The sequence below is a fragment of the Nocardia sp. NBC_00881 genome (assembly GCF_045207455.1).
Lineage (GTDB): Bacteria > Actinomycetota > Actinomycetes > Mycobacteriales > Mycobacteriaceae > Nocardia.
This window is the reverse complement of the sequence record NZ_CP108798.1, coordinates 658,093-682,393: the sequence shown is the minus strand read 5'-3', so window position 1 is coordinate 682,393 and position 24,301 is coordinate 658,093. Positions and strand designations below refer to the sequence as shown.

Annotated in this window: 17 protein-coding genes, 3 pseudogenes and 1 riboswitch; of the genes and pseudogenes, 11 read left to right on the top strand and 9 right to left on the bottom strand. The window is 67.0% G+C overall.

Annotated elements, in window-relative coordinates:
• The first annotated feature begins 18 nt into the window (after positions 1-18).
• Positions 19-1,422: pseudogene (locus OH799_RS02575) on the top strand (aldehyde dehydrogenase family protein).
• A 281-nt stretch (positions 1,423-1,703) separates the two neighbouring features.
• A pseudogene (locus tag OH799_RS02570) lies at positions 1,704-3,371 on the top strand (GMC oxidoreductase).
• A gap of 561 nt (positions 3,372-3,932) precedes the next feature.
• On the opposite strand, the gene OH799_RS02565 reads toward OH799_RS02570, so the two are convergent.
• The gene (locus OH799_RS02565; protein WP_406275157.1) at positions 3,933-6,110 is read right to left on the bottom strand and encodes a malate synthase G; all 2,178 of its coding nucleotides are present in this window, start codon (positions 6,108-6,110) and stop codon (positions 3,933-3,935) included.
• A 442-nt stretch (positions 6,111-6,552) separates the two neighbouring features.
• Between OH799_RS02565 and OH799_RS02560 the strand changes: the two genes are divergently transcribed.
• From OH799_RS02560 to OH799_RS02540, 5 genes are all read left to right on the top strand, one after another.
• On the top strand, positions 6,553-6,738 hold the full coding sequence (locus tag OH799_RS02560; RefSeq protein ID WP_406275154.1) for a hypothetical protein: 186 nt from the start codon (positions 6,553-6,555) through the stop codon (positions 6,736-6,738).
• A 42-nt stretch (positions 6,739-6,780) separates the two neighbouring features.
• Positions 6,781-6,966 (top strand): hypothetical protein, encoded by a 186-nt coding sequence (locus OH799_RS02555; RefSeq protein ID WP_406275151.1) that lies wholly within the window; start codon positions 6,781-6,783, stop codon positions 6,964-6,966.
• A 58-nt stretch (positions 6,967-7,024) separates the two neighbouring features.
• Entirely contained in the window at positions 7,025-7,570 is a 546-nt protein-coding gene (locus OH799_RS02550) for an HNH endonuclease (RefSeq protein WP_406281730.1), read from the top strand.
• 28 nt (positions 7,571-7,598) lie between these two features.
• A complete protein-coding gene (locus OH799_RS02545; protein ID WP_406275148.1) occupies positions 7,599-7,871 on the top strand; it encodes a WhiB family transcriptional regulator in 273 nt (90 codons plus the stop codon).
• A gap of 126 nt (positions 7,872-7,997) precedes the next feature.
• On the top strand, positions 7,998-9,662 hold the full coding sequence (locus OH799_RS02540; protein ID WP_406275145.1) for a VWA domain-containing protein: 1,665 nt from the start codon (positions 7,998-8,000) through the stop codon (positions 9,660-9,662).
• A gap of 94 nt (positions 9,663-9,756) precedes the next feature.
• Here the strand turns inward: OH799_RS02540 and gcvP are convergent, their stop codons facing one another.
• The 7 genes from gcvP to OH799_RS02505 form a co-directional block, all read right to left on the bottom strand.
• Positions 9,757-12,567 carry an aminomethyl-transferring glycine dehydrogenase gene (gene gcvP / locus OH799_RS02535; protein ID WP_406275142.1) on the bottom strand — a complete coding sequence of 937 codons (2,811 nt, stop codon included), beginning with the start codon at positions 12,565-12,567 and terminating at the stop codon, positions 9,757-9,759.
• Positions 12,568-12,722: 155 nt separating this feature from the next.
• A riboswitch (glycine riboswitch) is annotated at positions 12,723-12,822 on the bottom strand.
• A gap of 475 nt (positions 12,823-13,297) precedes the next feature.
• A complete protein-coding gene (locus OH799_RS02530; RefSeq protein ID WP_327115458.1) occupies positions 13,298-13,855 on the bottom strand; it encodes a MerR family transcriptional regulator in 558 nt (185 codons plus the stop codon).
• Positions 13,856-14,043: 188 nt separating this feature from the next.
• Positions 14,044-14,517: a bifunctional nuclease family protein gene (locus OH799_RS02525; protein WP_406275138.1), complete on the bottom strand. Its 474-nt coding sequence runs from the start codon at positions 14,515-14,517 to the stop codon at positions 14,044-14,046.
• Positions 14,518-14,674: 157 nt separating this feature from the next.
• Positions 14,675-15,478: a MerR family transcriptional regulator gene (locus tag OH799_RS02520; protein WP_406281727.1), complete on the bottom strand. Its 804-nt coding sequence runs from the start codon at positions 15,476-15,478 to the stop codon at positions 14,675-14,677.
• 94 nt (positions 15,479-15,572) lie between these two features.
• A complete protein-coding gene (gene garA, locus OH799_RS02515) occupies positions 15,573-16,058 on the bottom strand; it encodes a glycogen accumulation regulator GarA (protein ID WP_357271253.1) in 486 nt (161 codons plus the stop codon).
• Between the two features lie 168 nt (positions 16,059-16,226).
• The gene (gcvH, locus tag OH799_RS02510) at positions 16,227-16,625 is read right to left on the bottom strand and encodes a glycine cleavage system protein GcvH (RefSeq protein ID WP_406275135.1); all 399 of its coding nucleotides are present in this window, start codon (positions 16,623-16,625) and stop codon (positions 16,227-16,229) included.
• 42 nt (positions 16,626-16,667) lie between these two features.
• Positions 16,668-17,318, bottom strand: coding sequence for a CDP-alcohol phosphatidyltransferase family protein (locus OH799_RS02505; RefSeq protein ID WP_406275132.1), 651 nt, complete (start codon positions 17,316-17,318; stop codon positions 16,668-16,670).
• Between the two features lie 164 nt (positions 17,319-17,482).
• Here OH799_RS02505 and OH799_RS02500 point away from each other — a divergent pair, with 164 nt between their 5' ends.
• The 4 genes and pseudogenes from OH799_RS02500 to OH799_RS02485 form a co-directional block, all read left to right on the top strand.
• Complete coding sequence (locus OH799_RS02500; RefSeq protein ID WP_406275129.1) at positions 17,483-19,171, top strand: GMC oxidoreductase; 1,689 nt, start codon at positions 17,483-17,485, stop codon at positions 19,169-19,171.
• A 50-nt stretch (positions 19,172-19,221) separates the two neighbouring features.
• Positions 19,222-20,619, top strand: coding sequence for a DUF2252 domain-containing protein (locus OH799_RS02495; protein ID WP_406275126.1), 1,398 nt, complete (start codon positions 19,222-19,224; stop codon positions 20,617-20,619).
• A 102-nt stretch (positions 20,620-20,721) separates the two neighbouring features.
• Positions 20,722-21,618, top strand: a complete 897-nt coding sequence (locus OH799_RS02490; RefSeq protein ID WP_406275123.1) for a nuclease-related domain-containing protein — start codon at positions 20,722-20,724, stop codon at positions 21,616-21,618.
• 111 nt (positions 21,619-21,729) lie between these two features.
• A pseudogene (locus tag OH799_RS02485) lies at positions 21,730-22,215 on the top strand (phosphatase PAP2 family protein); the annotation flags it as partial.
• Positions 22,216-22,276: 61 nt separating this feature from the next.
• Here OH799_RS02485 and OH799_RS02480 read toward each other — a convergent pair.
• The gene (locus tag OH799_RS02480) at positions 22,277-24,208 is read right to left on the bottom strand and encodes an acyl-CoA dehydrogenase (protein WP_406275120.1); all 1,932 of its coding nucleotides are present in this window, start codon (positions 24,206-24,208) and stop codon (positions 22,277-22,279) included.
• Between the last annotated feature and the right edge of the window lie 93 nt (positions 24,209-24,301).

Genomic DNA, 24,301 nt, shown 5'->3' with positions numbered 1-24,301 from the left:
CTTCTCAGAGGTAATGAAATGTCTACACCGACGACCGCACGAGCGGTCTCTGATTTGCCCGACATTCCCGCAGCGATGGCACGGGTTCGCCGCGCGTTCGCGTCCGGCCGGACCCGAGACCGCGCCTGGCGTGAGGAGCAGCTGCGGAACGCGATCCGGCTGCTGGATGAGCAGGAGGATCGGATCGCAGCCGCGCTGGCCAGTGATCTCGGACGCAGCCGGGCCGAAACCTGGTTCGGCGATATCTCGTCCACCAGGGGTGAGGCCGTGTTCGCCCTGAAACACCTGCGCCGGTGGATGCGTCGGCGACGGCAGCCGCTGCCGCTGGTGCAGTATCCGGGTTCGGCCTGGGTGCAGTACGAGCCGCTTGGCGTCGTCCTGGTCGTCGGCCCGTGGAATTACCCGGTTTACCTGACGCTTTCACCGCTGGTGGCCGCTGTGGCCGCGGGCAACTGCGCGGTGCTCAAGCCGTCCGAGCTGGCGCCAGCCACGTCGGCGGTGCTGGCTCGGCTGGTTCCGGAATATCTGGACTCCGAGCCGGTCATCGTGGTCGAGGGCGACGCCCCGGTCACTCGGGAGCTGCTGGCGCAGGGTGTCGACCACGTACTGTTCACCGGCGGCGACCAAATCGGACGAAAGATCATGGCCGCGGCCGCGCCGACGCTGACCCCGGTGACCCTGGAGCTCGGCGGAAAAGCCCGGTGATCGTGACCGCCGACGCCGACCTGGATATCGCGGCCCGCCGCATCGCCTGGGTCAAGTGCGCGAACTCGGGGCAGACCTGCATCGCGCCGGACTACGTGCTGGCCGATCACCGCATCCGGGATCGGCTGGTGAACAAGATTATCGCGGCGATCGAGCAGTTCGAGCGGGAGGGCAGCGCGGACGGCCGCCGGATCGTCAACAAGCGCCAATTCGCGCGGCTGGCCACCTATCTCGCGCAGACGCGCGGCACGATCGTACTGGGCCGGACGGGCCACCGAGGCGTCGCTGTCGATCCGGCCGACCGTGATCGTCGACCCGCATCCCGATGATGCGGTCATGCAGCAGGAGATATTCGGACCTATCCTGCCGGTGCTGTCGTACGAAAGTCTCGACGACGCAATCTCGTTCGTGAACCCCCGGCCGAACCCGCTTGCCGCGTACTACTTCACGAAAACGACCGCGGTGGGCGAGCGCCTGGTGGACGAGATCCCGTCCGGCGGTGCGGTGATCAACCATGTCGCCATGCACTGTCTGGTGCCGCAGCTGCCGTTCGGCGGTGTCGGCGCCAGCGGCATGGGCGCCTACCACGGCCGCTGGGGATTCGAAGCACCCAGCCACCGGAAAGCGGTGTTGCGCAAGACCTTCCACCCCGATCCGCAGCTGATCTATCCCCCGTACAGCGAGCGGGCGCTGCAGATCCTACGCAAGATCTTCTAGCTACTCCGACCTGAAAATTCGCCCCCTTGGGAAGTCCAACCAGTTTGTCTGGAACCGGAGGTTGATTCGTGCTCGAGTTGCTGAAGATCTTCGCGCCGCTGTTCGGGCTGATGTTGTCCCCGCTCCTGATACCCGCAGCGGTAGAAATCGCTGGACACACGCGGGACAGCCGACAACGGAAACAACCGTGACCGCCTACCGCCGCGAGACCCCTCGGTTCGATCCCACCGACTACCGGATCACCTCGGTCGACCGGACGCGATCCTGAAGGCAACGTGTCCATGACCTTCGATTACGACGTCATCGTCGTCGGCTCGGGCTTCGGCGGCAGCGTGAGCGCGCTGAGCCTGACCGAGAAAGGGTACCGGGTCGGTGTTTTCGAGGCCGGCCGCCGGTTCGCCGACGACGAGTTCCCGCAGACCTCGTGGCGCATCCGGCGCTACCTGTGGGCACCGGCGCTGGGCTACTAAGGAATTCAGCGGATGACGCTGCTCGAGGACACTTTCGTGCTCGCCGGAGCCGGGGTGTGCGGCGGCTCCCTGGTGTACGCAAACACCCTGTACGAGCCGCCGGATACCTTCTTCGCCGACGGCCAGTGGGCGCAAATCGCCGACTGGAAGGCCGAGCTGGCCGCGCATTTCGACCAGGCGAAGCGCACGCTGGGTGTCACTGTCAATCCGACGATCACACCTGCGGACCGCGTCATCGCGGAGGTCGCGCAGAACATGGGAATCGCCGATACCTACCAGCGCACACTGGTGGGTGTGTTCTTCGGCGGGCCCGGGCGCCAGCCGGGTGAGGATGTGCCCGACCCGTTCTTCGGCGGCGCCGGGCCGGACCGGCGCGCCTGCACCCACTGCGGCGAATGTATGACCGGCTGCCGGCACAACGCCAAGAACATTGGTGAAGAACTACCTCTATCTGGCCGAGCAGGCCGGCGCCACCGTGCATCCGCTGACAACGGTGACCGATGTCCGCCCGCTGCCGGACGGCGGTTACCAGGTCACCACGGTCCGCACCGGCCGGCGGATACGCAAGCGCCGGCATCGATTCACCGCCGAGCAGATCGTGTTCGCCGCCGCTGACCTGAGCACGCAGCGGCTGCTGCACCGGCTGCGCGACCGGGGCTCACTACCCGACCTGTCCGCCCGGCTCGGGTATCTGTCCCGGACCAATTCCGAGGAGCTGCTGGGGTTCGCAGCCGAGACAAATCCAACGAGTTCACCAAGGGCATCGCGATCACCTCCTCCGTCCACCCGGATCCGGACACGCACGTGGAACCGTTGCGATACGGCAAGGGCAGCAACGCCATAGCACTGTTGACCACGCTGATGGTCAGCGGCGACCGCCTGCGCGGACTGGGCTGGCTGCGTGAACTCGGCCGGAGCCGCCGGGATCTGGTCCGGATCCACAATCCGCGTCGCTGGTCGGAACAAACACTCGGCCTGCTGGTGATGCAGTCGGCGGACAACTCCCTCACCGCCTACGCCCGCCGCGGCCTGTTCGGCCGACGCACGACACCAAATAGATTGAGGGACAATCGAAATCCGGCCTTGACCCCGGCCGGCCACGAGGTCGCGCGGGGGCTGGCCGAGAAGATCGACGGTGTACCCACCGCGGCCACCAGCAACAGCGGCTTCAACATTCCGATGACCGGGCACTTCATCGGCGGCTGCACTATCGGCGACAGCGCAGACACGGGCGTCGTCGACCCCTACCACCGGCTGTTCGGCTATCCCGGCCTGCACGTCGTCGACGGATCGACCATCTCGGCGAATCTGGGCGTGAACCCCTCGCTCACCATTACCGCACTGGCTGAACGGGCGATGTCGTTGTGGCCCAACCGCGGTGTCAATCGGAGCTGCCCTGACACTGCTACTGCCCTACGACCAGCAGTTTCCGCTGGTGAAGTAGGTGTGCGTAGTGGTCGAGTCCCCCTCCCGTCTTGAACCCCCACCGAGACATGCCACGCGAGCGGGTCCTCACCCGCGCGCTGCGGTCTTCGCGCGCCGCCCGCCAAGGCCGCTCCAGAGTGCCCCGAAACCAGGCAGCACCCCAAAGATTGCCAGAAATTAGCTTCCGCGAAAATTCGTCAGCGTGTCGGCGCGACGACACGCCAGAAGCACATAATCGGTGAGTTGCGCGGCCGTGCCGGTCGCGGAAGCGGTTGACGCTCGGACCTCATTCCGGTGGTGGACCGCTGACGCAGTGGCCGATCCACTGTATCCGGGCGACGCGCACCATCGGCCGCCCACCAAAATCTCGCACTTTCGTTACGCCACGACCGTACTCATCAAGGATGGCGGCAGTCATCGGCGCTGGTAGGGCATCGCTTTCTGACACCGACCGCCTTCCCGCGTGTGACCGTTTTTGTGACCGTTTTGAGCGTGACGGGCCGGTATCCAAGCTGATCTCCCGTGATTACAGAGGCCCCTCACCTGGTGTTCCAGGTGAGGGGCCGCATTTCGAAAAGAGCTGTCAGAAGCTACTTTTCAATCACTGAACATCACTCACTTGCACGTGGCCTTGGCCTCACGGCGACGGCGGTGCAGGATCGGTTCGGTGTAGCCGTTGGGCTGTCTGGCGCCCTCCAGGATCAGTTCCTTGGCGGCCTGGAAGGCGATGCTTCCCGCGAAGTCCGGCGCCATGGCCCGGTAGTTCCGGTCGCCGGCGTTCTGCCGGTCCACAACCGGGGCCATCCGCTCCAGGCTGGCCACCACCTCCTCGGCGGTGACGATGCCGTGGCGCAGCCAGTTGGCCATTAGCTGGCTCGAAATGCGCAGGGTCGCACGGTCTTCCATGAGCGCGACATCCTTGATGTCGGGCACCTTGGAGCAGCCGACGCCCTGATCGATCCAGCGCACTACGTAGCCCAGGATGGATTGCGAGTTGTTGTCCAGCTCTTGCCGCTTCTCCTCGTCGGTCCAGTTCGGCTGGGTGGCCAGCGGGATCTCCAGAATTTCCTCGACGGTGGCGCGGCGGCCGCCCTTGACGATCTGCTGCTGTCGCTGGAACACGTCGACCAGGTGGTAGTGCGTTGCGTGCAGAGTGGCAGCGGTCGGCGAGGGGACCCACGCGGTGTTGGCGCCCGCACGCGGGTGGCCGATCTTCTGCGCGAGCATGTCGGCCATCAGGTCCGGCATGGCCCACATGCCCTTGCCGATCTGCGCCTTACCCGGCAGGCCCGCGGCCAGACCGGTGTCGACGTTCCAATCCTCGTAGGACAGAATCCACTGTTGAGACTTCATGTCCGCCTTGCGGACCATCGGGCCGGCCTCCATGGACGTGTGGATCTCGTCGCCGGTGCGGTCGAGGAAGCCGGTATTGATGAACACGACGCGCTCTGCGGCCGCCTGGATACAGGCCTTCAGGTTCACCGTGGTGCGGCGCTCCTCGTCCATGATTCCGACCTTGAGCGTGTTGCGATCCAGTCCGATCACGTCCTCGATCCGGCCGAACAACTCGTTGGTGAACGCGACCTCGTCCGGGCCGTGCATCTTCGGCTTCACGATGTAGACCGAGCCGGTCCGGCTGTTCTTCAGCTCGGTGTCGCCGTTCAGACTGTGCTTGGCGACCAGCGAGGTGACCAGGCCATCCATGATGCCTTCGGGCACCTCGTTGCCCTCGGCGTCGATGATCGCGTCGGAGGTCATCAGGTGACCGACGTTGCGCACGAACAACAGCGAACGGCCGTGCAGCACGAGCTCCCTCCCGTCCAGCGCGGTGTACACGCGATCGGGGTTCATGGTGCGGGTGAAGGTCTTCTGGCCCTTGCTGACCTTCTCCGCCAGGTCGCCCTTCATCAGGCCGAGCCAATTGTGGTAACAGAGCACCTTGTCCTCGGCGTCCACCGCGGCGACCGAGTCCTCGAAGTCCATGATCGTGGTGACCGCGGACTCCAGCACGACGTCCTTGATGCCCGCGCTGTCGGTGCTGCCGATCGGCGAGGCCGGGTCGATCTGGATCTCGATGTGCAGACCGTTGTGCTTCAGCAGGACCGAACTCGGGGACTCGGGATCACCGAGGTAGCCGACCAGTTGCGAGGCGTCGGCGAGGCCGACGCTGGTGCCGTCCTCCAAGCCGACCTCCAGCTCGCCGTCGACGATCTTGTACGACGTCGAGCCGATGTGCGAGCCGGTGATCAGGGTGACCGAGTCGTCGAGGAAGTTGCGCGCCCACTCGATGACCTTGTCGCCGCGCACTTTGTTGTAGCCGCTGCCCTTCTCCGCGCCGTTCGCCTCGGAGATGGCGTCGGTGCCATAGAGCGCGTCGTAGAGCGAGCCCCAGCGCGCGTTCGCGGCGTTGATCGCAAAGCGGGCGTTCATCACCGGCACCACGAGCTGCGGTCCGGCGGTAGTGGTGATCTCGTCGTCCACGTTCTGCGTGGCGATCTGGAATTCGGCGGGCTCGGCACGCAGGTAGCCGATGTCGGTCAGGAAATTCTTGTAGGCAGCTTTGTCGTAGTTCGCGCCAGGATGCTCCGCGTGCCAGGCGTCGACCTTGCCCTGGATCTCGTCGCGCTCGGCCAGCAGGGCGCGGTTGCGCGGCGCAAGATCGTTGATGATCTGCTCGGCGCCGGCCCAGAACGCGGCGGAATCCACGCCGGTCCCGGGGAGCGCCTCGTTCTCGATGAACTCGTGGAGAACGCTGGCCACCTGGAGCCCGCCGACCTGAATCCGCTCTGTCATCTACTGCCTCACTTCTGAGAAAGTCGGGTGGGAAAAGACGCAACCATGTTACCCGTGGGTAGTGATGCCACCATGCGTTGGGTCGACACGCCGTCTGCCCATTCTGGTCCGCCATGCCGGTCGTGAGTGGGTCCAGCACTCGGCGGGTCGCAGAGGTGTCGGAGTTCAGGGCACCAGGGCACGTGCAGGCGTTGATCGTGACTGCGATCCCGGCGCCTTGCGGATCGGCCCCACCCGCTGTGAAGCCCCGGGTCAAGACTCAGCAGGTATTGGCTGCTCATCTTGTCCATGAGCCCGGCCCGCTCGAACTGGCGCAGGCGCTTGGCGAGCAGGCTGCGCGACAGGTCGAATGGATGACGTGCCACGCCGGTGTTCGCCACAAAGGTCGCGGGCGCGATCCTGCTGGGACACGCTCGGCCTTGGAGCCAGCGGCTCGCACACCGTGGTTGTCGAGGACGTGTTCGTGCCCGACGCGGCGGTATCGCTGACCCGCCCCGCGGACGCTTGGCCGCCGATACCGAACACGGTGATCGGTGCGGCGATGCCGCTGGTAAGGGCGGAGGCAGCCGTGCACGTCGGGCAGCTGCGACGCACCTGGGTGGGACGTGAACCGACCACCGGGAAATGACCCGACAACGGCGGGTGTGGTGTGTCACCATGTGATTCGACGATGACCACCGGATCGAGGCTGGTCGCCGAGCAGTGGAGAGGAGGGGCGGCAGTGATTCCGGAGAAAACGAATCGGGTGGATCCCGACACGATGCAGCGGTTGTCGACCGCGGGCGACGCGTTCGGCACGCAGCTGTGCGTAGTGCACGGCGAACCGGACGACAGCCGCCTCCCGGCTGTCTGCTGACGCCGGCGCACATCTCTCCCTTCTCTCGCTCGATATCGCACGAAACATGGTGATTCCCATGCTCTTCCGCCGTGCCACCGATCAGGTGGTGTTGACCGCCGACAACTGGATACACACCGGAGTGCTGGTCCTGAACGCCTCCTACGAGGCGCTCGACGAGATCAGTGCCGACCGGGCAGTCGTGCTGCTCATCGCCGGAGCGGCGGAGACGGTCACCGACCGCGAACCACACTTCCCGATTCGGTCTCGGCGCGTGGAACTCGCTCTGCCGGAGACGATTCGGCTGCTGCACTATGTGTACATCGAACACGCCGCGCGGGTGCACGACGAGAGCCGAGCGACGCTGGCCGGTGTGCTGCGCCGGGACAATCACCGGTGCGGCTACTGCGCGGGCTGGGCCCACACCGTGGACCATATCCGGCCACGCTCTAGAGGCGGTCCGAACATTTGGAGCAACCTGGTGGCTTGCTGCGCGCCGTGCAACACGGCCAAGGCTGACCGCACCCCGGCGGAGGCGGGCATGCGCCTGCTCTGGGAACCGAAGGCGCCCAACCACCGCGCCAAGCAGCAACGGCGGATCTGGAAGCAACTCGCCGCCACATGACCACGATCCGAGGAAGGAGAAGATCGCGATGACGCACACCGAAACCGCCACCGTCGCGGAGTTGACCCTGGCCGACCTGCTCCCCCTCTCGGATTCCCGAGAGTGGCACCGAGCAGCCTGCCGCGGCGACCCGAACCACGAAGCCTGGTTCCCATACCCCTCGCAGGACTTCGACTATGCGCGCGAAGTCTGTGCGGTTTGCCCGATCCGAGACGCGTGCGGCGCCTTCGCCGCACGCACCGGACAGTCCGGTGTCTGGGGCGGGCACGAGTTCGACCGTGGACGCGTGACCCGCCAGTGACGATCCGCCGTCACGCCCCGCCAGGCGCGACGGCGGAGCATCGCATGCGATACGCACCGTCCGCCGGGGCACAGGTGGGAGAACCTCGCCGATCCGGGCAACCGCGGGTGACCATACACTGAGTTCGTGGGCACTCATCGCAGCGGAACCAGGTCCCGGGGCGTCAGCAAAGGTCCGGTTATCGCAGTGGTCGCTGTTGCGCTCCTCGTCGTATTCGTCGTCGGCTGGTTTCAACTGCGGGATCGGGCGGCCGATCAGGACATCGCGGCGGCAGCCGAGTGCGTGGAGGGGCCGGCGACGCTCTCTGTGACGGCTGATCCGGACATCGCGTCGCAGGTGCGGGCCGTCGCCGACAGCTACAACGCGACCAAGCCGCGGGTACGCGACCACTGCGCGCAGGTCGAGGTGACAGCGCAGCCATCCTCGGCGATCGTCGCCGCGTTCACCAGCGGCACAGCGTGGGACCGGGCGCTCGGCCCGCAGCCTGCGCTGTGGATCGCCGATTCGACCCGCTCGATCGAGTCGATGCGGGTACCTGGGCTGATCGAAGGCACTCCGGTGTCGGTAGCCGGGAGTCCGATCGTGCTCGCGGTGCCGGAGGATCTGCGCAGCGCGCTGGAGCAGGCCCAGCTCGGCTGGGCGGATCTGCCACGCCTGCAACAAGGTTCGCTCGGCGAGCTCGGACTGTCCGGCTGGGGCGGCCTGCGCATGGCGTTGCCCTCGGATGACGCCACGCTCGCCGCGGCGACCGCGGTCGGCACCGCGGTGTCGGGCGCCGACCCGCTCAACGCGGAGGCCGCTCAGTCCGGTCAGGTCATCGCCGCGGTCTCGGGGCTCGCCGCCGGCGCTCCTGCGGCACCCGACACCGCGGCCGCGCTCTCCATACTCACGGGTACGCAGGACGCGCCGATTCACGCGGTGGCTGCTACTGAACAGCAACTAAAAGCGCGACCTGGGCTCGCCGCGTTCCGCCCCACCGGGTCCGCGCCGATGGCAGATTATCCGGCCGCGCTGATGTCCGGGCCGTGGGTGGACAAAACGCAGAATCTCATCGCCGGACGCTTCATCGACTACCTGCGGGCCCCGAGTCAGGCGCAGAACTTCCTTGCGGCCGGATTCACCACCGCACCGCAGTCCGCGGCCGCTGCCCCGCCACGTGCTGCTCTCGACAAGCTGCGGGCCACCCTCGCGAATCCCGTTCTCGGCGTGCGGTCCACGGTCCTGGTCGACGTATCGTCCTCCATGGCCACCGCCGAGGGCGGCACCACGCGGTTGGCGAATGTTCTTGCCGCCTTGAACTCCACGATGACCGTCATGCCACCCGATTTCGGCCTCGGCGTATGGACCTTCGGCAAGAATCTCGACGGCACCGCCCCGTACCAGGTGCAGGCCGCCACGGCGCCGCTCACCGCCGATCAGCGCACAAAGATCAGCACCGCCCTGAATTCCGTGCGCCCCAGTGAGATTCGGTCCGACCAGGCCTACCCGTCGCTGATCGCCGCGTACAAGAGCGCCCTCGCCGGGTACACACCGGGCCACACCAACTCGGTGCTGCTGATCACCGATGGACCCGACGACGACTCGACGGTCTCCGGAACCAAGCTGGCAGCCGACATCGCCGCCGCGATCGACCGCGCCCACCCGGTCCGGATCGACGTGATAGTCCTCGGCAGCGGCAGCCAGACCCTCCAAGGCTTGGCGCAGCAGACCGGCGGCACCTACAACCGCCTGGCCACGTCCGACGACATCAGCTTCGGTTCCGCCGTCGTTCAGGCCCTCACCACGCCGTAGCCGATCTAGGTCCGCTACACGGCCGGACCAGTGAAATATCCGGCCACGCCATACCGGCCTGCCCATCGAACGATCCGGCACCGGCCCATGCGTGTCAGTCGGCGTAAGTCTCCAGCGGCGGGCATGAGCACACCAAGTTCCGGTCGCCATAAGCCCCGTCGATCCGGCGTACCGGCGGCCACACCTTGGTTCTGGCGTGCGCAAGGCCGCGGGGATAGACGGCGAGCTCCCGGCTGTAGGGATGCTCCCACTCCGCCACCAGCGACGCCGCGGTGTGCGGCGCGCCGCGCAACGGATTGTCGGTCGCCGGCCACACTCCCGCGGCGACCTGGTCGATCTCGGTGCGGATGGCGATCATCGCCTCGATGAAATCGTCCAGCTCGGCGAGGTTCTCGCTCTCTGTCGGCTCTACCATGAGGGTGCCCGCCACCGGAAAGCTCATGGTCGGCGCGTGAAAACCGTAGTCCGCCAGGCGTTTGGCCACGTCGTCGACGGTGACGCCGCTCTGCTTGGTGATCTCGCGCAGGTCGAGGATGCATTCGTGCGCGACCATGCCATGCTCACCGGTGTAGAGCACCGGGAAGTACTCGTCCAGCATGCGGGCGATGTAGTTCGCCGAGGCGATCGCCGACAGCGACGCCCTGCGCAGGCCGTCGGCGCCCATCATGCGGATATAAGCCCAGGTGATCGGCAGAATCGAGGCCGAGCCGTACTTCGCCGCCGACACCGCGTGCGAGCCTGACTGCAGCGGATCGCCGGGCAGATACCGCGCCAGGTGTGCGCGCACCGCGACCGGGCCGACACCGGGACCGCCGCCACCGTGCGGGATGCAGAACGTCTTGTGCAGGTTGAGGTGGCTGACATCGCCGCCGAACCGGCCCGGACGAGCAAGGCCGACCAGAGCGTTCAGGTTCGCGCCGTCCACGTAGACCTGGCCGCCCGCGTCGTGCACGAGCGCGCACAGCTCCGCGACCTCATGCTCGTACACCCCGTGCGTGGACGGGTAGGTGATCATGATGCAGGCCAGCCGGTCGGCGTGGTCGGCGATCTTGGCGCGCAGGTCGTCCAGATCGACATCCCCATTGTCGCGGCACCTCACCACCTCGACGCGCAGCCCGGCCATGGCCGCCGATGCCGCGTTGGTGCCGTGCGCGCTGGACGGGATGAGGCAGGTGTCGCGGTGCGGGTCACCGCGGTCCAGGTGGTAGCGGCGGATAGCCAGCAGCCCGGCGTACTCTCCCTGACTGCCCGCATTCGGCTGCAGGCTCACCGAGTCGTAGCCGGTGATATCCGACAACCAGTTCTCCAGGTCCGATATCACCCGCAGCAGTCCGGTCGCGTCCTCGACTGGCGCGTACGGGTGCAGACGGGCGAAGCCGGGCCACGTGATGGCCTCCATCTCCGCGGTGGCGTTGAGCTTCATGGTGCACGAGCCGAGCGGAATCATGCTTCGGTCCAACGCGATGTCCTTGTCGGACAGCGACCGCAGATAGCGGAGCATCGCCGTCTCGGTGTGGTACTTCGTGAACGCGGGATGTGTCAAGAACTCCGAGGTGCGGGTCTCGATCGCGGCGATCGGGGCAGCCGCGCCCTGCTCGGACGACAGCGCGGTCCCGAACGATTCGAGCACGGCCGCGACGTGCGCGTCGGTAGTCGCCTCGTCGCAGGCGATGCCGACGCGGTCGGCGTCCACGAGGCGCAGGTTGATGCCGCGCGATTTCGCCTTCGCCACCACGGCTTCCGCTCCCCCGGGCACAAATGCGAGCACAGTGTCGAAGAAGGTGTCGTACACGACGGCGCCGTCCAGCCCCGCCGCGATCGCCGCAGCGTGCCCGTGCACCCTGCGGGCGATGGCGCGCAGACCCTCGGCGCCGTGGTAGCTGGCGTACATCGCGGCCACGATGGCCAGCAGCACCTGCGCGGTACAGATATTGGAGGTCGCCTTTTCTCGGCGAATGTGCTGCTCACGGGTCTGCAGCGCGAGACGGTAGGCGATGTCGCCGTCTGCGTCCACCGAAACGCCGACCAGGCGACCGGGCAGCTGACGAGCCTGCGCCTTGCGCACCGCGAGATACCCGGCGTGCGGACCACCGAAGCCGAGCGGAACACCGAAACGCTGGGTGGTGCCGAAGCACACGTCGGCGCCCTGCTCGCCGGGCGGCGTGATGAGCGTCATCGCCAGCAGGTCGGCGCCCACCGCGACCAACGCACCGCGCTCATGTGCCGCGGCGATGACGCGGGTCCAGTCCACGACGCGACCGGAGGCGCCGGGCGTCTGCGCCAGCACACCGAAGAACTCGCCGTCGGGCAGATCGCCAGTGGACAGATCCGACTCGACGATCTCGAGGCCGAGCGGCTCGGCCCTGGTGAACAACACGGTCCTGGTCTGTGGGAACAGATCGGTGTCGATGACCAGGCGCGAGGACTTGGACTTGCTCGCTCGACGCAGCAGCGTCATCGCCTCGGCGGCGGCGGTGGCCTCGTCCAGCATGGACGCGTTGGCGACGTCCATTCCGGTCAGCTCGGACACCATGGTCTGGAAGTTGATGAGTGCCTCGAGTCTGCCCTGGCTGATTTCGGGCTGATACGGGGTGTAAGCGGTGTACCAGGCGGGGTTCTCCAGCAGGTTGCGCACCAGCACCGGCGGGGTCAGCGTGTCGTAGTAGCCGAGCCCGATCATCGAGCTCGCCACGGTGTTCGCCTGCGCGAGCCCGGCGAGCTCGGCCAGCACCTCGTGCTCGGTGGCCGCCGCGGGCAGTCCGGTCAGGCCGGTGCTGTCCCGGATGCCGGCGGGCAGCGCCTTGGCTGCCAGTTCGTCGAGCGACGGCACGCCGACGACATCGAGGATCCGGGCGAGTTCGTCTCGGTCGGGTCCGATGTGGCGGTCGGCGAATGAGCGAGTCACGGCAGCTCCCAAGGTCGGGCGGGGTTCATCGGTGGTCGGCGGATACCGGACCTCCCCCTCTGTCGTGGCGCCTGAGAGATTCGGGTGGCGCGGCCGGTGCCGAGCCCCTTTCCCCATGGGCGGGCAGCTCGAAGCCACCGCTTTCCAGAGGCGCCGAAGCCCGCACGGTCCTTGCTGCCTGAGAGATTGACGGGGAGGTGCTGCTCCTTCGGCGCCCGGACTCATGTCGAGCCGGGACTCTCCCGCACGGCGGCGACGCATCGGTAGTTTATGCCGACGCCACGCCGAAGCGCGCCGCAGGACCCCGCCCAGCCGTGTCGTTCTCGTCACTCCCGATCGCGAGCCGCCCTGACCGCAAGACCGTAGCGCAGCCGGATCGCCGCGAGCGACAGTGCCTCCGCCCAGGATCGCCGTGCCGCAGCGCGACGTAGTCCCGGCGGCCGCCTCCCCCAGTGCCGCGACCAGGTCGACGCACTGTGCCGTGAGCCGGTCGGCCATCGCGTCGAATCGCGGCAGTTCGAAGACGCCCTGCGCCACGGTGCGCGCACCGCGTGGGTTGGACGCGATAGATCGGCACGTTCGCGGTGACGAGCCGCTCGGTCAGCGCCAACGAGTACCCTGGCCACCACCGGTGGTGTCGAAGAACTCCGCGTTGTGCAGCGAAGCGATCAGGGCGGACGCGTGCGGTCGAGCGACAGCGCCGTCGCTCCGATCGCGCCGCGGACTTGACCTAGCCCGTCTTGCGGTTCATCCGCGCCTTGCGGCGGAAGGATAGCTCGTCCTCGGGGCGTTCGGTGACAGCCGATGCCCGTTCCGCGGGGAAATTGGCGATCGCGCCGGTCAACTCGCGCATGGCACCGCTGACAGCGATCCCGAAGACACCCTGCCCGCCCTGCAGTAAATCGACGACCTCCTCGGGCGAGGTGCACTCGTAGACCGAGGTGCCGTCGGAGAAGAGCGTGATGCCCGCCAGATCCTGCACGCCGCGGCTGCGTAGGTGGTCGACGGCGATGCGGATGTTCTGCAGCGAAATGCCCGCGTCCAGCAGCCGCTTGACGATCTTGAGGACCAGGATGTCCTTGAACGAATACAGCCGCTGGCTACCCGAGCCGGCGGCGCCACGAACGGAGGGCACGACCAAACCGGTGCGCGCCCAGTAGTCGAGTTGCCGGTAGGTGATCCCGGCCACCTGGCACGCGCTGGGGACGCGATAACCGACCAGGTCGTCAGGTACCGAGTCGTCCGGGAACAGGCCTGGCTGTACCACATCCTGCGATTGCTCTGCCACTGACCACTCCCTTGCTTCGCCGACGCATTCACAGCCTCATCGATGACCCGGCTCCGTTGGTGGCCGAACCGGGTCGGATCCGGCCGAAACGGACGTGGCCCCAACTGTCGAGATTACTCCCTTCGATTGTCCAGGGAGCGCCCTCATCGAGCCAAACGCGACGCGCGGTAAAAGTCTCGACCTCTACTTCAGCTGTCGGTCGCCTTGAAGTCGTCCGGTGACACCGACTCGAGAAATTCCTTGAACTTCTCCACCTCGTCCTCGCGCTCGTCCGGCATGACCAGCCCGGCCTCCTCGAGGACAGCCTCCTCGGCATAGATCGGGCAACCCACCCGCAAGGCGATCGCAATCGAATCGGACGGGCGCGCGGAGATCCGCAGATCGTTCTCGAAGACCAAGTCCGCGTAGAACGTGCCCTCCTGGAGGTCGACGATCCTGACCTCCTTGAGCGTGTGCCCGAGCTCGGTGATCAGGATCTTGATCAGATCGTGCGTCAACGGGCGAATCGGTGTCACCCCCTCCTGCTCGAGCACGATCGCCGTCGCTTCGGCCTGCCCGATCCAGATCGGCAGATACCGATCCCCCGCCACCTCGCGGAGCAACAGCACGGGCTGGTTTTGTGGCTGTTCGACACGTATGCCGATCACGCGCATTTCGCTCATCGCACTGCCTCCCATACTCGCCGCCAGCCCGGTATTACCGCTGCCGAACTCGCCGTACCACGAGTCTAAGCGAACCAGCACGGGTGCAGCGATCCGTGTGCACAGCCGAAATCGGCGTGTTGGCTCGACGAAACTCGCGGGCCGGCGCGGAAGGGGCTCAACCGCCCAGTGAACTCCGGACCGAAGCCTTGACCAGACAGGTGTGCAGGGTCAGCGACAGCGCCGCTAGTTCTCGCACCGTCTCCTCCGCGCGGGCTCGCGCACCCGCGTCGCGGCTCTTCGCAATCGGGGCGGCGATCTGCGCGACAAGCGCGGCCTCACGATCGGCGGCGAGCTTGAAGGCGCGCAGATGCCTTGCCTCCAAACCGAATTCGGCCATCGCACGCGCGGCCTTCGCCAGCGTCACCGCGTCGGCGTCGAAGTACCCTGCGGGGCCCGGCGTGATCAGGTTGGCGCGGATCAGATCGTTGAGGAACTTTTCCTCGATCTCGGCCTGGTCGAGCAGATCCGCCCGGGTGACGCGGATTTCCTGATCGAACCGCAGATCATCCGGGGAGATCTCACTCGGCACGACGCCGAGCCTCCGTGGCGCGGCCACCTGCCGCCCGCCATGTTCGGCACCCGAGGCGGGATGCTCGGCGTCCGGCGACACGCGCCCGGACTCCGCGGCATCGACACGGCCGACGTGCGTCCGGGCGCGGGCTTCCCGGACGCCGAGCGTCGCCGCACCGCTGTCGATAGCTTCGAGCTGCTCCTTGATCACCTTCAGCGGCAGGTACTGATCGCGTTGCGCGGTCAGCACGAACCGGAGCCGTTCGACGTCCGCGACGGAAAATCTGCGGTAGCCCGAGGGCGTCCGCTCCGGCCGGATCAGGCCCTCCGCTTCCAGGAAGCGGATCTTCGAGATGGTGACGTCGGGAAAGTCGGGGCGCAGCAGGTCGAGCACGGAGCCGATCGACATGCCTCCGCGGGCCCACTGCGCCGCACCGGTCACCGCGCCAGGTCCTTCATGACCCCGAGCCTTTCATGAGGTGTGAGACCCAGCGCCGCCATTGTCATAGACTGCCCGCACCCGCCGACGAGTCGGTCACCTGCGCGCGCGGTCCGGTCAGGAACACCAGCCGGAACTTGCCGATCTGCACCTCGTCACCGTTCTGCAGCTCAGAGGAGTCCACCGGCTCCCGGTTCACGTAAGTGCCGTTCAGGCTGCCCACGTCGACGACCTGGAATGAATCGTCGTCCTGACGAAACTCGGCGTGCCGACGGCTGACGGTGACGTCGTCGAGAAAGATGTCACTGTCGGGGTGGCGCCCCGCCGATGTGGTCGGCTGATCCAGCAGGAACCGCGAGCCCGCGTTCGGGCCGCGTTTGACGACCAGAAGGGCCGCGCCAACGGGCAGACCCTCGACCCCTTGGACCGGCTGCTCGCCGGCCGTCTCTGCGGCGCGCGACGCGTCGACCTCGTTCAGGAAATCCGCGCGGAAGACCGACGTCGTCTCGGCCGCGGTCTCCCCGTAACCCGGGTCTTTGTTCTCGCTCACCGTTTCTCTCCTCCTCGAACCTGATTATCCATGCAAGCAGGTGATACCTGTGGCACCACGACCTGCCCTCGAGTGCCTGGACTCCCGGCACAACCGCCGGATACGTCTGTTGGCATTGACCGTACCCTGCCGGGCCGCACCCGTGCAGGTAGAACTGGGAAGGCTGATTCAGCCCCCGATAACTCCTTGATAACCTGCGGCATCCAGCAGTCCACCGAGCGTCGCATCCAGGCGCTCCGTGTCGCTCACCTCCAACTCGAACAGCCACCCGTCACCGTAGGGATCGGTGTTCAACGTCTCCGGCTCCGAGGTCAACTTCTCGTTCACCGCAACAACTTTCGCGCTCAGCGGCGCGTAGATGTCGGACACGCTCTTGGTCGACTCCACCTCCGCGATGCTGTCCTCGGCGGCCACATCCATGTCCGTCTGAGGCAACTGTACGAACACAACGTCACCGAGTTGAGACTGGGCGTAGTCGGTGATGCCCACCCGAACCCGGGTCGGGGCGATCCGGCGAACCCACTCATGCTCCTCGGTATAGCGCAAATCCTCGGGGGTCTGGGTCACAGGCCGTCCTTTCGTTTGAACGTTGCACGCAAACTCTATCGGCTACTCCGCCCGGGCCGGCACAGCCGGTATCGCTCTTGCGACCGAGATGGCCCTGCCGGTGTAGAGAACGCCGGTCCACACGTAGACCGCCGTACCCCAGACCAGTAATGCCCCACCGAGGGCTCGCCCGAAACCGGCGGCCGCCCAGTCCATCTGCCCCGCCAGCAACCAGGGCAGCGCGGACATCAGCGCGAAGGTGGCCGCTTTGCCCAGGTAGATCACCTCGGGCGGGGGCAGATCGCGACGCTTGTAGACCGAGAGCGTGAGGGTGAGCACGAGGTCGCGGCCGACCAGGATCACGGCCACCCACCACGGGATCAGGCCTCGGATCACGAAGGCCACCAGCGTCGTGATCAGATACAGCCGGTCGACGAACGGATCGAGCAGCGCCCCGAGCCGCGAGGACTGGTCGAGCAGCCGCGCGAGCTTGCCGTCCAGGAAGTCGGTGACGCCGCTGGCGACCAGCAGCACGCACGCCCAGCCATCGGCCCGCTCGACCAGCAGCAACCACAGGAACAGCGGAACGCCGAGCAGGCGCAGCACGCTGAGCACGTTCGGCACGGTTAGGACGCGGTCGGCGAGGACACCGGTATCCGCGCCATCGGCGCCCGCGCGCTCCTCCGGTTCCGTTCTGCCCGATTCGGTTGTCACGACCCGTGCATACCGCACCGACCCCCACCACCGCCATCTCCCCGCGCCGATTCTCCGATATCCCCGCCGCCGATGCCGGGCGGCGATGGTTTTCGCCACAGATCGACAGTGAAAGAATGAGTATGAAACTATCTCATCTATCGGTAGATGAGTGAGAGGTAGGTATGTCCGCATTCGACTACGACGTGGTAGTGATCGGTTCCGGCTTCGGCGGCAGCGTCAGTGCCTTGCGGCTCACGGAGAAGGGATACCGGGTCGGTGTCCTCGAGGCGGGTCGACGGTGGAACGCCGAGGACATTCCGCGCACGAACTGGAATGTGCGCTCATCGATCTGGGCTCCGCGACTCGGCCTCACCGGACCGCAGCGGATCAGCTTGCTCGGCAAGTGCGCCGTATTCTCCGGCGCGGGCGTCGGCGGGGGCTCGCTCATCTACGGCAACACCCTCTACGAACCGCTGCCGAACTTCTACACCGACCAGCAGTGGGCCCATATCACCGACTGGCGTGCGGAGCTGGCGCCGTACTACGACCAAGCCAAGCGCATGCTCGGCGTCGCGCCGAATCCGCGCATGACCCCGGCCGACGAGGTGCTCGAGCAGATCGCCGAAGACCTCGGCGTCGCCGACACCTTCCACCCGACCGACGTCGGCGTGTTCTTCAACGAGAGCGATCCGGGCACCGAAGTCGACGACCCGTACTTCGGTGGCGCGGGGCCGCGCCGTAACGGCTGCGTGCACTGTGCGCGGTGCTTCACCGGCTGTCCGCACAACGCCAAGAACACGACGACCACCAACTACCTGTATCTGGCTGAACAGGCAGGCGCGCAGGTACACCCGCTGACCACAGCCACCGCCGTCCGCCCGCTGCCCGACGGCGGTTACGCGGTCGACACTCAACGGTCCGACCGCTGGGTCCGCAAGCAGCGCAGGACTTTCTCCGCCGAGCAGGTGGTGTTCGCCGGAGCCGCCCTGGGCACCCAGAAGCTGCTACACAAGATGCGCGACGACGGCGTGCTGCCCAACCTGTCACCGCGACTCGGCGAGCTGACCCGCAGCAACTCCGAGGCGATCCTCAACGTGGTGAGCCGGTCGCGCCGCGACTTCGCCGAGGGCATCGCCATCACCTCCTCGATCCATCCGGAGGCCGATACCCATGTCGAGGTGTGCCACTACGGCAAGGGGCAGAACGCGCTGTTCCCGATGTCGGCACCGATCGTGGACGGCGGCGCGTTCCGTTTCCTGCGGTTCCTGCTGGCGATACTGCTGCACCCGCTGGTGTTCCTGCGCAGCCTCAACGCACGGCACGCGTCGGAGAAATCGGTGATCTTGCTGGTCATGCAGTCGCTGGACAACTCGCTGACCTCGTTTCGCCGGCACGGGCAGCTCGTGACCAGGCAAGGCACCGGCCAGCCGAACCCGACGTGGATTCCGCTGGCCCATGACATAGGTCGTAGGTTCGGCGCGAAAATCGACGGCGACACCCACGGCCTGATCATGGACGTATTCGACATCCCGGCGACCGCCCACTACATCGGCGGCTGCGTGATCGGCGACAGCACAGAGACGGGAGTAGTAGACCCGTACCAGCGGATCTACGGGCACCCCGGCCTGCACATCGCAGATGGCTCCGCGGTCACCGCCAATCTCGGCGTCAACCCGTCGCTCACCATCACCGCGCAGGCCGAGCGCGCGATGGCATTCTGGCCCAACCGGAACGAACCCGACACCCGGCCGGAGCTGGGATCGTCCTACCGACGCGTCACACCGGTGGCGCCCACCCATCCCGCGGTGCCCGCTGCGGCGCCCGGCTCGCTGCGGCTACCGATCGAGCCGGTGCCGCCACTGGCGAAGTGAGGCCGACACCACACCGTTGCGGGGCCACGCACCCACTAGCGTGAATCGGTGTGTCAGAAGGTGGTATCGACCTGCGCTCCTATGTGCCCGCCGACGATGTCCGTGCCAAGGGGCGCACGCTGCGTCAGCGGACTCCGGTCATCGCGCGGGACCGGGAGGCGACCAGCGTGCGCCGTCCCAGCGTGCTCGAGTTCGTCGAGTTGAGCAACGCCGGTCGGCTGCCGCACCTGGTACCGCTGCGCATCGGCCGCATGATCACCTCCCCGTTCACCTTCTACCGCGGCGCGGCGGGGTTGATGGCGGCCGACCTGGCGGGTGGTCCGGACAGTGGGCTCGTCGCCCAGTTGTGCGGCGACGCGCACGCCGCGAACTTCGGCCTCTACGGCACCCCTCGCGGCGAAATCATCATGGACATCAACGATTTCGACGAGACTATCGCAGGACCGTGGGAGTGGGACCTGGAGCGGCTCGCTGCCGGCTTGGTGCTGGTGGGGCGCGAAGGCGGCGCCGGTGAGGACGACTGCCGCACGGCGGCGCGCGATGCGGCCCGCTCCTACCGTCTGGCTGTCGACGCCTTGGCCGCCATGCCGTTCATGGAGTCCTGGAGCGCGCTGCCGGACGAGTCGGTGATCAGCCGCGCCAAGGCCGACGACCTGCTGGACGACTTCAAGAAGGCCGCGAAGAAGGCACGTAAGAACACCAGTGCCAAGGTGGTGGCCAAGTGGACCGAACACCTCGACGACCACGAAACCGGCATCCGCCAACATCGGTTCGTCAGCGACCCACCGATTCTCACCCTGGTAACCGACCACGTCGCCGACGCGGTGATCGCAGGACTCGAACGCTACTCAGGGACACTGCGCGAATCCAGGCGCAACCTGATCGCCCGATTCGCGGTGTCCGACATCGCGTTTCGGATTGTAGGCACCGGAAGTGTCGGGCTGCACAGCTACCTCGCGCTGCTGCACGGCAACGACGGCGAGGCGCTGGTCCTCCAGGTGAAGCAGGCCGCTCCCTCCGCACTTGCCCCGTTCCTGCCCGCGGCCGGCACCCGGCACGAAGGAGAGCGAATTGTGCGGGGCGCCAGGCTAGTTCAGTCCGAGAGCGATATCCTGCTCGGCTGGACCTCGATCGACCCGACCGGCGCGGGGGTCGAATTGCCTTTCACCGTACGGCAATTCCGCAATCTCAAGGGCAGCATCGACCCCGCGCAATTGCCCGCAAACGACCTCGACGACTACGGAAGGCTGGCGGGTGCGCTGCTGGCCAGAGCACATTCCCGCTCGCTGGACCCGCGGCTGCTATCGGGATACCTCGACGGCGACGAGCATTTCGACGACGCGGTGGCGAGTTTCGCTGTGCGCTATGCCGATCGCACCGAGGCCGATCACGCCGAACTGGTCGACGCGGTCCGTGTCGGCCGGATCGCGGCAGAACAGCCGGAGTAGTCCCGGTCCCAACACGCCGATTGTTGCCGTCGGCGCGGCGAACTCGGCGCGGGACCTCGTATCCTGTCCACTGTCGAGTGTCGACGTGAAGGGCGGTCGCCAATGCTCGTGCGAGTCCAGAACGCCGCAGGCACAAATGCCGAGCGGGCGCTGATCGATTGGCTGCGCACCTGGAAGGATCCCGACACTCCGCATGGTGTCGCGACCATCAACTGCAGCCTGTTCCACCAGGACCGGCTGCACCAGTTCGATGCCGTGGTGTGGACGCCGACCAGCTGTGTGGTGATCGAGGCCGAGGCGCTCGTCGCCCGGCAGGACGGCGTCCTGGAGGTCCCGCTCAATGGCCAGTGGACGATCAACGGCGCGCCCGCCGCGATGGAGGGGCGCGACCGCGGCACGCCCCTGGAGAGGTCCCGCGAACACACCTTCGCGCTGCAAAGCTGGCTCGCCGCCCGCAGCCTCGGCCAGCGATCCGTCCACGGCCTCGCAGTGATCGTCCCACTGCGCGGCGCCGAGTTGCGGATCGAACAAGCGTGGACCGATCCGAGCTTCGACGTGATCATCGGAGACGATGCCGCGCGGCTCCGGCACTACTTCGACGTGCTCGCCGAGGAGGAGAACTTCCTCTGGACGGCCAACGACGTCGCCGTCGCGTTCCGCGGTCTCGGCATCCTGCCGTATCTGCCCGCACCGCAGGACCTGCTCAACGAAGGTTTCCTCGGTCCGATCGATATCACGCTGTGGCACGGCGGACCGAACCAGGCGCAGGCCGAGGCCTATGCGGAGGAGCTGGCGCAGGCCGAACGCGACGCGCAGGCGTCCGCCTTCACGATCGAGGCGCCGTGGTACAGCCCGTGGAAGTTGTACCCGAGGGAGGCCGGCGATCTGGACCTCGGCCGCACATTCATGCGCACCCTTTTGGTGATCGGCATGATCATCGGCTTCGCCTGGGTGCTGTGGTTCGTGGTCACCGCGATATCGACCTATGGCCCCGGCTGACCCGGCGACTATCGTCGAGCGGTGCTCGCAGTTCCGGAGAAACCTGTCTCAGGAAATATCGTCCTGATCGGCGTCGCCGGGGCAGGAGCCGCGGTCACCGCCGGGCTGCCGATGACCCTGCCCGCCGACGGCGGTCCGTCCGCAGTCGATCGCGCGATTGCCGATCCCCTCCACTCGACGCTCGACGCGCGACCCGGCGTGTACGAGGCCCTCGTCGTCCCGAGCAACTGTTACATCCTGCTCCCGCTGCTACTGCTGGCGGGCGCGTGGTTCGCGTATCGCGGCGACCGGCGCCGCGCGGTGACGATGGCCGTGGTGCCGGAACTCGCCGTCGCGGTGAACACCTGGCTGCTGAAACCGCTGTGGGGACGGCAGTGGCAGGACTACCTCGCCTACCCCAGCGGGCACACCGTCCACCTCGTCGCTATCGCCGGCACGTTCGTGCTGTTGGCCGACACGCACCGCACGCGATGCACGGTGTGCGCCATGGCGAGCGTGGCACTACTGGCCGCCGCTGCCGGGATGGTCGGCCTCGATTACCACCATCCGACCGACATCCTCGGCGGCACCACAGCGGCGATCGCGATGGTCATACTGCTGTGCTGGGCAGCCGGATTCCGGCGCGGCCGCATTTCTACGCCCCGCGCCGGGCCTCGGACTACGTCCGGTCGAACACACTCGCGTCGTCGAGCATTGCCGCACACAGCATCGACTCGGGCACGCCCATCGCCTCGACCAGAGCCGGCGCGTGCGGACGCAGCCGGTCGACCAGCTCGTTCACACCCCGGCGCACCGCCTTCGCCCGGTCGACCGACATGAACCGGTGCATGATGTACCAGGCTTGGTTCTCCTCGATCGTCGAGTAGACGAACAGGTCGCACATGGAGTCGGCGAGCGCGCGCGCGTCCGGGTCCTCGATGTCCGCGACGCCTTCGATGAACGCCTCGAGCACCAACCGGTCGATATGCGCCGCGCCGGCCGCCAGGATGTGGTCCTGGGCGTTGTTGAACGCCTCGAACGGGCGGGTGTCCGCGGCCCGGGCGCGCAGCCGGTGTCCCGCGGTGCGGACCAGGTAGTCCTCTCGGTCGGCGAACAGCTGCAGTTGCACCGCCCGACGCGACAGGTCCCCCTCGTCGATCGACTCGTCACCGCGATCCTTGAGGGTTTGGATCAGCTGGCGAACGCCCGATCGCTTGCGCACCACATCGCCTGCCATGGTTGCGGCGAAGCGCACCCAGCCGAGCGCGTCCAGGTCGCGCACTTCGTCGGCGTAGGCGGTGAGCAGTTCCTTGGCCACCAACTGGGTGAGCACGACGTTGTCGCCTTCGAAGGTGGTGAACACGTCGGTGTCCGCCTTCAACGTGACGAGCCGGTTCTCGGTCAGATAGCCCGCGCCGCCGCACGCTTCGCGGCACTCCTGGATCGCACGGGTGGCGTGCTCGGTCTGCGCGACCTTCAGGCCCGCCGCACGCTTCTCCAGCGCACGCTGCGCGCCCTGGTCGAGGTCCTGGCCGGTTTGCACCAGATGCATCCGACGTACCAGGTCGTTCTGCGCGAAGGCGAGCGCGTAGGACTTCGCGACCAGCGGCAGCAGGCGGCGCTGGTGGCTGCGGTAGTCCAGCAACACCGTCTCCGCGCCGGTGTCCGGGTCGGCGAACTGGCGCCGCTTCAGTGCGTAACGCACCGCGATGCTCAGCGCCACCCGCGCACCGGCAGCCGCGGCGCCGCCGACGCTGACCCGACCGCGCACCAGCGTGCCCAGCGTGGTGAAGAACCGGCGGCTCGGGTTCTCGATCTCGGAGTGGTAGGTGCCATCCGGCGCGACATCGGCGTAGCGGTTGAGCAGGTTCTCCCGGGGCACGCGCACGTGGTCGAAGACGATGCGCCCATTGTCGACACCGGGCAGGCCCCCCTTCAGTCCGTCGTCGGAGGTGGTCACCCCGGGCAAGCCGGCGCCGCTCTCGTCGCGGATCGGCACCAGAAGGCAGTGCACACCCTCGTTCTCGCCGTTGGTGATCAACTGCGCGAAAACCGCCGCTATTCTGGCGTGTTCGGCCGCGCCGCCGATGTAGTCCTTGCGCGCCGACGGCGTCGGCGAGTGCACGACGAACTCCTCGGTCTGCGGATCATACGTCGCCGTAGTCTCCAGATTCGCGACATCGCTGCCATGTCCGGACTCGGTCATGGCAAAGCATCCGAGCAGATCCAGCGAGATCAGCTGTTTGATGTACTTCCGGTGCCGTTCGCTGCCCAGATTCTCCACCGCGCCGCCGAACAATCCCCACTGCACACCCGACTTCACCCACAGCGACAGGTCCGTGTAGGCCAGCATCTCCAGTCCGACCACCGCCGCTCCCGGCTCGCCGGTTCCACCGTTCTCCCGCCGAAAGCCCCGCTCGGCGTAGCCGATCGCGGCGATGGCACGCATCTGCGCGAGCACCCGCGCCCGCGCCGCCTTGTAGTCGAGGTAGGGGTCACCGGTGAACTGCTTCCCCGCCAGCTGGATGCGAGCTTCGTCGCGGACGGCCGCCCAGGGTCCATCGAGTGCCGTGCGTAGATGATCGGCCGTCGTTGCGGTGCCGGAAGTCATAATTCGACGATAGCCCGGCACCCGAACGGTAAAACGTTGACGCGACATGTCCGCCGAAGCCCTTGCCAGAATCTTGAACGCGCGTTTAGTATG